Below are 11,628 nucleotides of genomic sequence, written 5' to 3'. Positions count from 1 at the left end.
CCCACGTCCAAGTAGGTAACCACTGGGTTATTGATCTGTGAGCCATTAAGGACAGTAGAGGAGGTTGTGTACGTCGGTACCTTATTGCCGACAAGGATCTTAGCCTTCTCACGGTTGATGACCCTCACCCTTGGACTGGCTAATATGTCCACATCTGATTCTGTCGCAATAGCGTTCAAGGACAGCGTTGTTGACTTATTCGTCCTGACGGCTACATCTCGTAATTTGATATCACTAGGAATAAGTGTAAGACCTAGTGAACCAGGTGGGGAGATGCCCAGCTCCATCATCCGATCTCTTGAGACCTCAAGCACCTCAAGCTCAAGAATAACCTCTGGCTCTGCAAAGTCTTGCAGTGCAATGATCTTCTCAATCAGCCTGATCGCCTCCGGGCTGTCCCTGACGATCAGCATATTAAGCTTTTCATCGACCACCACCTCGCGAGACTTCAATATGGTTTTGAGTGAATCAGCAACTCCTTTTGCACGCGCATTGGTCAGCATGAACGACTTGACCACAGTTTGCTGGTACTCCTTGATCTTGGCTGGGTTGTTGGGGTAGATCAACACCGTCTTTGAGTCCATGATCTGCTGCTCTAGTTGGTTCACGGTCAGCATGGAGTAAATGGCAGCCTCGACGGTGGAGTTTTTCAGTGTGATGGTGGTCTTTTGGTCGAGCTTCACGTCCTTGTCAAAAATAAAATTGAGGCCCGCAGTCTGACCGATGACAGTGAATATTTGTTTCAGGTTGGCCTCTTGAAAGTCAATGCTGATGGGCTTGTGAAACGCAGGTGACAGCATGACGTCCATCGCACCCGCGGACATGGGGTTCTCTATCTGAGTCATCAGCTTTCTGGCCTTGTCATTGTCTGGATCCTCCGCCAGCACAACACGAAGCTTTGTCTTGGCTGCTTCTGTGTCTTTTTGCTTGACCAAGGACTCCGCCTGGGTGATCAACTCTTCGTGAGAGCGCATGCGCTCGATGCGTTTAAGGCCTTCTATGGCCTTGTTATTGCCGGGCAATCTGTTAAGTAGACGTTGTAACGATGCCTCGGCATTGTTCAAGTCGCCCCTTGCAATGGCCTTCTCAAAGGACTGGTAATCCAAGTCAACTACCTTGGCATCATTTTTTAGGCGAGCTTGTCTGTCCTTGGCACTTAGCTCATTGGAAGAGGAAATTTTTTCTTGGTTGATGAGCGAACCTTTTGCGCACGAAGCCAAGGTAAGCACCACACATACCTGCAAGAAAAGATTGACGGGCACCCAAGGCGTGTTCAGAGATGAGCGATAGGAAAGAGGATTTTTCATACAGATATGCCTGATCGTTATTCAAAATTACCGATATAAATGTCTTGCCTGATATTCAACGGCAGGTACACCATGGTCAACTTGGGTGGCTTGATACTTTCAACCTTGTATTGCTGACCGAGGAGAGAATTTGTTTCAACAACCCAGGTCTTATCACCCTCGGCCAAAAATACTTTGACCTCGTTGCCAGACTGTTGCTTGCCGAGGAACTTGAATGGATTGGGCGGCGCCGTTGGGATGACGGGTGCGGGGGGCGGTGGCTTGACAGGTATTACCCATGTATGCGTTTGAAACAAACTGGAGGGTGATTTTCTTTCAAGCAAAGGAGAGAGCAACTCCTCCCTGTCTTTTAACAAGTTGCTCTGTATGGGCTTGAGCACCAAAGCTTCATTGACAGCAGGAGAGGCTTTCGATGAAGTGTCTTTTGCGCTTGGTTGCGTGGGACGAAAAACAGAACCTGTTTTTGTCATCGCACTGTCCAGACCATCTTCGGGTGCGAAAAAGGCCAGATAGGCAACACCGAGCATCACCAACAGTAGCAGGATGAAGCGGTTGTTCATCATGGGGTGTCAACGCCTGTGTTTACCTTGGCACCAAAGTACATAGTGAACACCAAGTCTGCATTGACCTCTGCGTCCCCGATTGCATTGCGCTTGATGTCAAATGTATTGAGTGAGATCCAGGGCATCTCCAACAAGACTTGGGTCACAAATTTTTCTATGTCGCTATAAGGTGCAACCACAGGGTAAGTGATCTGAAATTTACTGTACCCGGTGTTTGGATCCATCGTCCACTGGTAGTCACCTTGGGGCAAATCAATTTCGTTTTTAAAAGCTATCTCAAACATTCTGTTCAAGTCTGATTCAACCAACTTGTCCTTTTGCATTGAACTTAAGATGTCTGTTGTTGACTGCTCTTTGGGCAAATGTGTAACGGTAAGCTTTAACTGCTGAAGTTTTTTTTCTGTCGTCGTCACCTCATCTTGAAGTTTTTTTCTCAACCAGTAGCCCCTGGAAATTTCTACCGAAGAGCCCACCAGCAACAAGCTTGCAAGCAGGTACAGCAGCACCGAAAGTTTTCCTTGGCGGTGAACAAAGAGTTGCAACTGAAGAAGGAGGCGAGGCCTAGCCATGTTCTGCGTCATGGCGCACCCCCCGTCACCCACTGAACTTCAAACTCAAACCTGATGGGGTTTAATTTGTCAGCGGCATTGATTTCGTGGTGAACAAGTCTTACGTTCACTAGGTTTTCTTGTTTTTTTAATGCTTCCAGGTAACGCGTCATCTGAGCGCTGTTGCGGGCCTCAGCAACTATTTTGATGGTTCGGGTGATCGAATCAGGCATGAACTCAAGCAGAGCGACCTGCTTGGATGTGATGCTGTCAAATGTTCTCAGCAATTGGGCCCATGGCAAATTCAGTTGGGCCATCATGGCCAGTATGGCCTGCTGATTTGCCGCGGGTGGTTTGCTGCTCTCTTTGCGTTGGGTCTTTTCGGCTCGCATGGCTTGTTGATGCAGTTCAGCCAATTGATCCTCTAAGGACTGTGTCTTGGTGTGCAAGAACACGATAGCGCCGTACGCGCCAGCCAAGATCAACACCACTGTCGTGGCGGCTATCGCAAAACGCCAGCCGCCTCTGTGGACGATTTGGGACAGCGTCGGCTCGGAGAAATCAATGTACAGGCGGGTCATGTGTCATGCCCCCGTGAGCGCCAAGTCCACGCCGTTGCTGACCGCGTTTAAATGATCGAATGCTTTTTTTTGAAGCACACGGTAGTTCGGTTGACCTGCTCTGGAGAACTTCAACCAACTTAATTCGTGGGTCAGGTTGGGGAAGCAAATGCTGCCCGACAATGGGATGCTCATGAGCAGGGCTTGTTGACGTAAAAATTGCGTGAAGCTGCTTTCGTCCACAATGTCTTGTGGTCTACACTGTATGTGCCGATAAGCAATGATGTGTTTTTTAACACCCGTAATCGCAATAGCAATTTTTCCCTCTTGGTGATTGACCAGCCAAGCCCCAGCCTGTAATAGATGATGCCAACGGTTGTAGGCAACCACGGACTGAGGTGCAATTTCATTGATTTTCAATTGGAAATCACGCCTCACCACTTCGATGGCTTCCAACCAAGCGCTTGGCATCGCAGCCGCCAGAAATGTTCGGTCGGCCTGGTAGTCGGCTTGAATCACCCATTGGGCTGGGGTCTCACCGTACAAGACTTGAAACCGCGCCGCTGCTGCGGCCTGAAGATCGGACAAACTGCTTGTGTTCACCGGCGGGTCTACCACCCACATACGCGCGAGTGCATCACTGAGGACTATCTTGGCGCTTGCGTTTCGCAGGCCATTGTCTTTGAGAAGCGCAGACAGTTGGTCGCAAAGTTGCTTAAAGACGCCACGTTGGTCAAGCGGCAATATTTTCTCTGCGACTACCTGAGTGGACTTGCGCAAGATGCCATTCACCCTAGTGATCGCTATGGAGCTAGGCGTTATTCCGATACATATTTGGGGTGAGCTGACATTAAGCATTGAGCGTCACCCTTGTGATTTCTTGCAGCGTCGTTTGACCTTGCATGACCAGGCGAAGCCCTGCCTCGCGCAGGGAACGGGTACCGTTGAGTCTGGCAGCCTCTTTGACCAAACGGATAGGTTTTTTTTCAACAATCAATTCCCTGATTTCATCGTTGAGCAACAAGATCTCGGCGATAGACTTTCTTCCTTTGAACCCTGTGCCTCGGCAATCGCCACAGCCTAACCCGTGTTTGAACTGAAATTGCATGACCTGATGCGGTTGTAGTTGGGCTTTGGTGAGGTCCTCGAGGCTAGGTGTGTAGTCTGTGATGCAATGCCCGCAAATCGTCCTGACCAGCCGTTGCGCCCAAATGCCGTTAAGCGCAGACACGAACGCGTACGGGTCTATACCCATGTGGGTGAAACGACCGAACACATCGAAGACATTGTTGGCGTGCACAGTTGTCAGCACCAAGTGACCAGTCAGAGCAGATTGCACAGCAATTTCAGCCGTCTCTTGGTCGCGAATCTCTCCCACCATGATCTTGTCTGGGTCATGCCGAAGGATGGAACGCAATCCCTTTGCAAATGACAGGCCTTTTTTCTCATTCACTGGTATTTGCAAGATGCCGGGCAGTTGGTACTCCACAGGATCTTCGATAGTGATGATCTTGTCGCGGCCATTGTTTATCTCTGTCAATGCCGCGTAGAGTGTGGTGGTCTTGCCCGAGCCGGTTGGCCCAGTCACCAACAGCATCCCGTAAGGTTCACGCGCGAGTTGGCGCAGGATATTGATCGCACTGTCTTCAAAGCCCAACGACTCCAGTGTCAGGCTGCCGTTGGCCTGGACCATGGAGCGCTTGTCCAAAATTCGAATGACCGCATCCTCCCCATGGATACTGGGCATGATGGACAAGCGCATGTCTACCTCCTGACCAGAGGTGTCCACACGAAAGCTGCCGTCCTGAGGAATGCGTCGCTCAGAAATATCCAGCTCGGCCAGCACCTTTAAACGTGACACGACTTGTTCAGCAATCTCCACACCAGCCACGTTCGTCACCAAGTCCAATACCCCGTCGACACGGTACTTGATAGACAAGCCTGTGGGCGTGCATTCCAAGTGTATGTCCGAGGCGCCGGCTTTCAATGAGTCGTACAGCGTGGAGCTGAGTAATTTGACCGCAGGACTGCTGCTCTCGCTGGTGGATGCAAAAGACAATTGCGATGATTTTTTGTTATCGTCCGACTTCTCTGTGTTGCTCGTGACGACATGGTCTAAGGCCCTGGCGGACTCTTCGGTTTTGGTGACAAATGCGGCGATGTCCGATGCCAGTGCGAGTCGGTAGCTCAACGGCCCTTTGGCCTGAATTTCTAGCCACATAGACAGGTCCATATCAAAGGGGTCCGACAAGATGCCTATCAAGCCCTCTTTGGGGTCACGCATCAACAAGCAGTTGCGTTGCATGGCCTTGGACAAGGGCAAGAGATCAAATGCGGGCGCGAGCTTGAACATCTCAAAGGTCTCTAAGACTCGCCACCCCAAGAGCTCGGCCACGCTGTTGACCACTTGTCGCGCGTCGAGTTTTGACATCGCCTCGAGCTCTGCCAACACCGACCTGTTGAATGCTTTGGAGGCGCTCTGTGCCTTTTGCAGCATAGAGGAAGTGATCAAGGCCGCGGTCATGAAATACTCCCTGCCAAGTCAAAGATTGGCATGTACAACAGCACCACAATCAGTCCCACCACCAAGCCGATGACGGACATCAGCAACGGTTCAAACATGCGTGTGAACCGCTCCACCCAACGGGTGATTTCTCCATCGTAAAAAGCAGCCGATTGCATCAACATACCTGCCATGTCGCCCGTCTTTTCCCCCACACGCAATAAACGCAGTGAGATGGATGTCGTCAGGTCATGGGTCTCAAATGCTTGGGACATGGGCACGCCAGATTCAATCAACCCTTTGGCCTGTGTCAAACGCATGCGAATAGATGGTGAGACCATGGCGTCAACGGTTTGCATGGCAGTGACCGCAGGAATTCCACTCTCCATCAACATACCAAGCGTCAAGTAGAGCCTGGATAACTCATAAATCTTGATACGTTCCGCTATGCTGGGCAGCATGGAAGCCAATGCCATCCATCTGCTTTGATTGGCGTTTGTATTGCCTTTGCGCAACACTAAAACCAGTAACAAGGCCATACTGAAAAGTATCAACCCTAAGTGGCTAGAAAGGAAAACGCCCACATTCAACAGCAGTCCCGATAACCAAGGCAACTCACGACCAGAGCCTTGGTAAACGTCTGCAAACCGAGGGACGACAAATATCACCAAGAAGAAGCTGACCGCGCCACCCACTAGCATGAGTATGCTGGGATAGATGGCTGAGCTGATCAGCTTGCTGCGCACAGTATCGATTCGCATTTGGTAATCGATAAAACGTGTGATGGAGCGCGGCAGGTTGCTGCTTCCCTCGGCGGCCTTGACAATGCCAACGAACAAGGAGGGAAAAATATGGTTTTTTTCTGCCAACACATCAGAGAACCTTTTTCCCTCGCGCAAGCCATGCAACATGTGCTTGTAAAGGTCCTCTATCTGAGGATTGATTTCTTTTTCGTGCAAGGCTTCCAGCGCCTCAACGATATTTAATCCCGCTTGCAAAAGTGCCAATAATTCCTGCGAGAACAACAACAATGAAAAACCACCGCCTGAAGCGTTTAATCCAGGCAACAGGGAAGCCAGGCTCCAAGCAGCAGGTTTGACACTTGACACGTAATGCCCCAAGAGTTCAGCCTGCACTCTTGCCTGCACTTCATCCGATGCCTCAAGTTGAATTTGTTGCATTCGGTTGTCTGTGGTGATGACGCTGATGTTGTACTGCATGGATCGGTCTACTTGGGTTAATTGGTGAGATCAGCGTTATCACCCGCGCCACCCGGCTTGCCATCAGCACCCAAGGAGATCACATCAAACTCTGCATTGGTGCCTGGGTTGCGGTACATGTAGGGGTTGCCCCATGGGTCCACTGGAATCTTTTTAGACAAATAGGGACCGCGCCATTTTTCGGGATTTGCAGCAGGGGCTGTCATCAGGGCCTCGAGACCCTCCTCTGTGCTTGGATAGTGGCCCATGTCCAGCCTGTACGCGTCCAATGACTTGGCGAAGCTTTGCAACTGACTTTTTGCCACGGTCACATTGGATTTGCCAATCTGAGAGAAATACTTGGGTCCCACAAATCCTGCCAGCAAGCCAATGATGACCATCACGACCAGCAGCTCTAGCAAGGTAAAACCCTGAGCTTTTTGACGGAGAGGACGAATAGTGTGATAGATCATCGTAGTACTGCCTGTAGATGGTTGAAGGAGGGATTAATTTAGGTCATTTTTATGACACTATTACCATTCCGCCCTCTCTAGAGACTGTTTGATTGACTTGGTAAGATCATTTAATTCTTTTTGTTCTTTTTTCTTTTTTTCCTTGACCTTGGCCTGCTGCGCCTTCAATGCTGCTTTTTTGTCTTCTTCTTCCTTCGCCTTTTTCTCTTGCTCGGATTTTTCAATCGAGGCCTTGAGGGCGATGATCTTTAGCCTCTCAGACTCCAAGTCGACGATGAGATCCTTCTCTAACTGAGTACGGTATTCCTCCAGCCAATTTTCAAGCGAGGCTTGTTTTAATTTGGTCAAGGGGTCCTTCTCCAAAACAGAGCTCAGACAACTCTTTTCTTCATACTTTTTGATCAGTGTCACCCCTGTTTTAAACAGGCTTTGGTTTCTGAGTGTGCACTGCGTAATAGACTCTTGGGATGAAGTTAAGGCATTTTCAGTATTGGCCAAGGAGGTCTCGGTGGCTTTTTTCGAATCTAGGGCTTGGCTCAATTGCAGCTGAGTGGACTTGAGCTGCTGCTGCAAGTTATTGATTTTTTCGTCCCTGTCCTTGAGCCTTACTTCAATCATCAAGGCTTGGCGGGCCTGCAAGTCCAACAAAGCTTTTTTCAGTAAATCCACGTCCGCTTGAAGCACCGTCAATTTGCGTGTCGTGCTCACAAGGCTGCGGCTATTTTTCTCCACTTGGTCGTTTGCAGCAGCCAAATCGGCCTCGACTTTGGCCTTCTCAGATGCTATCTGAGACTTTTCTTGTTCCAGATTTTTAGATTTTTGTTGCAGTCGCTTTAATTGTTCTTGTGCTGCCTTGTTGGCGTCCTTGTCATCGGCTGCAAAGCTCAGCGCACAAAACACCACGCACAAAATCACCAACCCCGTGCGTGAGATCGACCCTGAAAAATTGAACGAAGACGGGTGAGGGAAATTCATAGTCCAACTCAAAAGCGGGTGTTGAGGTCAATGAAGATGGAGTCAACTGAGAATTTCGTCTTAGGGTTTGTCGAGTTAACCACTGCAGGGACCATCGAGTCAACCAAGTCCGACGACATCCACTTAAACGAAAGCCAGGTGTTTGATGCCACACCCAAGCTATAGCTCAGGGTCAGGCCCTTGTTGTTGGTGCCGCCCATGCCAAAGTCAGAGTTCGTGAACGCATCGAGCACGGCATCACTGCCAATGTGACGGTAGGCAGCGCCTAAACTCCAATCACCGCGCTGCTTGATGCTGGTGCTGCCGAGCTTGATGCTGGCCAGGTAACCAAAGGTCTTGAGGTCTAGGAAACTCATCCCTACCCCTACCCTGCTGTTGGTGGCCGCAGCGTCGTAACCGATGTTCTTCACCATGTCAAAGGTCAGGACCATGTGCACAGGATCAAACTGCGCTAAGTCCAATGAAGTCGTGATGTTCAACTCATTGAAACTCGATGCCAGGCCCCAGGTGTTTGCACATTCCGGATTGGAGGACATATTAGTGTCTATTTTTGATTTAAAAACACATGGAAAACCACTTACCCCTGAAGTCTCGGATTGAGAATTAATCTTGAACAAGGTATTGCCACGCTGACGTACCCCGGAGGGGTACTCCGAGGACAAATAGGATGAGGTCGCACTTGAGTAATCTCCTTCAGCCTGCCCCTCTATGCCGTTGTACTTATAAAGGCCCGCAGTCAACTTGAATTTATTGTCCTTGAGTCCCAAACGGCGCTCCCATCCCAGTTGACCGCCAGTCAAACTTCGCCCTGATATTTTTCCAGGCGTTCGTGTGGTCAAGGGAAACCAACCCACTGTGGCAAACACGTCTGACATGTCGTTCAACGGCCTTTTGGCGGAGGCGGAAATACCGTCGAAGCTCATGTCGTCAGCCCAGACCAGGTCTGTACCTACAAATGGGTTTTTGAAGCGTCCGGCGTTGAGCTCGACACCTGAGAACGGCTCATAACGTAAATATGCGCGGTCCCAAACCACGGGGTATTTATTGAAAAAACCTGGCGAGCTGCTGCTGCCCTGGTCCAAGGTCTGGTTGGTCGAGGTCGGGCTGGCCGTGCTTGACCCGGTTGAGATACCCAGGCCAAAGGAGAATTCATCGCTCAGGTTGCCGATCAAACCCAGACGGACACGAATTCTTTCTCTGGACGTATCCTCGGTTGGATCAAAAACTTCCCCAGTGACTGCGTTTAATTTTTCTGTAGCAGGCGAAAAGTCAGGACCGCGTGTGACGGCCCGCGTTGTATTGTTTCCTGTCAATCCACCACCGCTTGTGGAGGTGTTGTTGTTCATCATGTTTCGCTCATAGCGAACCCTGATGTCCCCCACAAACTTGATCTTCTTGCTTGGCTCACCGAGCAGCAGACTTCCCGCATTTTTGGGGTTCTGCGCGGCCAAGACCTCTGCCTTGATTTGTTCGCGCATTTCTGTCTTCACAGACTCTGGGATGTAAGGAACACGGACAACCTTCTTGCCATCGGGCGTGGTGTCAGCCGGCGGATTTGAAAGTATTCTGGTCTGCGCCCTTTTTTCTGCGTCACGCATCATGGTGTCCGCCTGCGCACGTGTCATGTTGCCGTTTTTGACCAAGGTTTCGATCAATGTGATCACGGTCATGCGCGTTTTTTCTGCGTCTTCTTTTTCTTGCGAATAGGCCGTATTACCCATTAAAAAATAGGTCACTAGAACTATAAAAAAGAATATTTTTTTCTTCGTCACCATGATCATTTTTTACAGGTTAAATTCTCAGAAATTTCTCGCAAACAGTGAAGCGATTTATATTCGGCAACTGCATCAATTACTTGAACAATAAATCTGAGAAAGTGAATAAGAATTACATTTTTATTGACATCTTTTTAATTTGTAAAAAAGAATTAATTTCCACTGGTGATAATCCTCAGCCGAATCGGCTGAGGCATCCCAGTTGGCGGTGCCTGCGTAAAACCAGGCAATTCAGTGATAGCCTTTTGTATGGACGCGTCGGTATCAGCGTCACCGGTGCTGCCGAGTAGTTCAAACTTATCTATACCGCCACCCACGCTGACCCACACACTGATGTCGATGGCATAACGTCTGCGTTTGAGCGCATTGTTTTTTGACAGGTAACGCTGCATCTCACCTTTGAGCATGTTGGCGTAATTGGCTGACGGGTTCAACATGCTGTTCTTGCTGCCAATGCCACCCCCCGGCCCTCCTGGACCGTTAGACCCAGGGCCACTCTTGCCGATCTTGCTCATGTCTTCGTTCGACACCTTGCCCGCGCTAAACGCGCTGGGGCCGTCACCCGCGGGTCCCTCCATTTTGAGCTCGGGGGTCGGTGGCGCTTGCTCTTGTTTGACAACCGGTTGGTCCACCTTCATTTCTTTTTGTTCCTTGGGTGGGTCGGGTTTTTTTTCAAACTTAGGCGGTGGCGGCGGTGGCGGTGGTGGCGGCGCTACCAGGGTGATCTTGGGTGGTTTTTTGGGCGCTTGCTTTTCGTTCTTGCCCATCAAGGACATCAAGCCCCAGGCCATCAAAGCCAACACCAACAAGCCCAGCAGCACTGCCATCCATTTACCCAGACCCGATTTTTCTGGCGACTGATCAACAGAGGACAAGCCTGGGTTTTCGTTGGGGGTCGACATCTCAGGACCCGATACGCGAAGTCACAACGCCTACATTGGTGATATTCAAACGCGCGGCCATGTCAATGATGTTGACCACCATCTCGTAATACGCTTGCGGGTCGCCTTTGATAACGATAGAGGTCTGTGGGTCCTTGGCCATGGCTGCGGCCAATCGTGACTCCAACTCTGCCATCGTAATCGCCGCCCCGTTCAGCAACAAAATGCCGTCGGGTTGAATCTGTACGACCCGTATTTCCTTTTTTTCTGTGCTCGGCTTATTGCTCGGCTTGGGCAGGTCAATCTTCAGGCCCTGGACAGAGGCTGTGGTCATGACAATAAAAATTACCAACAGTACATAGGCGAGGTCAAGCATGGGCGTGACATTGATCGTGTCATAGGGCTTGGAATCTTCTTGAACTTGCATGACAGGTTTTTATTTGGCTGTGCGTGTGGTCACCAGGCCGATGTCGGTGATGTCTGCCCGCTTCATGGCCTCTAGCACTTGCATGACCTTGACGTACTGAGTGCGGGCGTCGCCCTTGACCACCATCGCCTGCGAGGGGTTGACATTTTTAAGCGCACGCAATTTCTCTTCAAGCTGTTCTATGGGAACAGGGTATGCATCCAGAAAAACATCGCCTGCTTCAGAAATAGTCACCGCCTTCAAATGCGGCTTGGCCATGTTACCTGTCATCTGCGCCTTGGGCAGCTTGACCTTGACACCCTGAACAGAGGCTGTGGTCATGATGATGAAGATGACCAGCAGCACATAGGCGAGGTCCAACATCGGGGTGACGTTGATGTCGTCAAAGGGTTGGTTGTCGGCTTGGACTTGCATGGG

The 11,628-nt window shown here is 50.2% G+C and carries 13 protein-coding genes; all 13 read right to left on the bottom strand.

The window, feature by feature from the left end:
- The coding region (locus tag AC9UG7_RS12435) for a secretin N-terminal domain-containing protein (RefSeq protein WP_509588319.1) at window positions 1-1,307 on the bottom strand (1,307 nt) is incomplete at its 3' end.
- A 17-nt stretch (window positions 1,308-1,324) separates the two neighbouring features.
- Complete coding sequence (locus AC9UG7_RS12430; protein WP_509588316.1) at window positions 1,325-1,867, bottom strand: hypothetical protein; 543 nt, start codon at window positions 1,865-1,867, stop codon at window positions 1,325-1,327.
- On the bottom strand, window positions 1,867-2,412 hold the full coding sequence (locus AC9UG7_RS12425) for a hypothetical protein (RefSeq protein ID WP_509588313.1): 546 nt from the start codon (window positions 2,410-2,412) through the stop codon (window positions 1,867-1,869). The genes AC9UG7_RS12430 and AC9UG7_RS12425 overlap by 1 nt, the downstream gene beginning before the upstream one ends.
- A gap of 35 nt (window positions 2,413-2,447) precedes the next feature.
- Window positions 2,448-2,999, bottom strand: coding sequence for a hypothetical protein (locus tag AC9UG7_RS12420; RefSeq protein WP_509588310.1), 552 nt, complete (start codon window positions 2,997-2,999; stop codon window positions 2,448-2,450).
- Window positions 3,000-3,002: 3 nt separating this feature from the next.
- Window positions 3,003-3,758 carry a hypothetical protein gene (locus AC9UG7_RS12415; RefSeq protein WP_509588307.1) on the bottom strand — a complete coding sequence of 252 codons (756 nt, stop codon included), beginning with the start codon at window positions 3,756-3,758 and terminating at the stop codon, window positions 3,003-3,005.
- Window positions 3,759-3,828: 70 nt separating this feature from the next.
- Window positions 3,829-5,502: a GspE/PulE family protein gene (locus AC9UG7_RS12410; RefSeq protein ID WP_509588304.1), complete on the bottom strand. Its 1,674-nt coding sequence runs from the start codon at window positions 5,500-5,502 to the stop codon at window positions 3,829-3,831.
- Window positions 5,499-6,701: a type II secretion system F family protein gene (locus tag AC9UG7_RS12405; RefSeq protein ID WP_509588301.1), complete on the bottom strand. Its 1,203-nt coding sequence runs from the start codon at window positions 6,699-6,701 to the stop codon at window positions 5,499-5,501. The genes AC9UG7_RS12410 and AC9UG7_RS12405 overlap by 4 nt, the downstream gene beginning before the upstream one ends.
- A 17-nt stretch (window positions 6,702-6,718) precedes the next feature.
- Entirely contained in the window at window positions 6,719-7,153 is a 435-nt protein-coding gene (gene gspG, locus AC9UG7_RS12400) for a type II secretion system major pseudopilin GspG (RefSeq protein ID WP_509588298.1), read from the bottom strand.
- Window positions 7,154-7,213: 60 nt separating this feature from the next.
- A complete protein-coding gene (locus AC9UG7_RS12395; protein ID WP_509588295.1) occupies window positions 7,214-8,053 on the bottom strand; it encodes a hypothetical protein in 840 nt (279 codons plus the stop codon).
- An 83-nt stretch (window positions 8,054-8,136) separates the two neighbouring features.
- A complete protein-coding gene (locus tag AC9UG7_RS12390) occupies window positions 8,137-9,864 on the bottom strand; it encodes a putative porin (RefSeq protein WP_509588293.1) in 1,728 nt (575 codons plus the stop codon).
- 191 nt (window positions 9,865-10,055) lie between these two features.
- Complete coding sequence (locus AC9UG7_RS12385) at window positions 10,056-10,805, bottom strand: hypothetical protein (RefSeq protein ID WP_509588290.1); 750 nt, start codon at window positions 10,803-10,805, stop codon at window positions 10,056-10,058.
- A gap of 1 nt (window position 10,806) precedes the next feature.
- Window positions 10,807-11,211: an ExbD/TolR family protein gene (locus AC9UG7_RS12380; protein WP_509588287.1), complete on the bottom strand. Its 405-nt coding sequence runs from the start codon at window positions 11,209-11,211 to the stop codon at window positions 10,807-10,809.
- 9 nt (window positions 11,212-11,220) lie between these two features.
- Window positions 11,221-11,625 (bottom strand): ExbD/TolR family protein, encoded by a 405-nt coding sequence (locus AC9UG7_RS12375; protein WP_509588284.1) that lies wholly within the window; start codon window positions 11,623-11,625, stop codon window positions 11,221-11,223.
- Between the last annotated feature and the right edge of the window lie 3 nt (window positions 11,626-11,628).

The organism is Limnohabitans sp., assembly GCF_046052765.1.
GTDB lineage: Bacteria > Pseudomonadota > Gammaproteobacteria > Burkholderiales > Burkholderiaceae_C > Limnohabitans.
The sequence above is the reverse complement of the archived record's forward strand: the minus strand, read 5'-3'. Positions and strand labels throughout refer to the sequence as shown.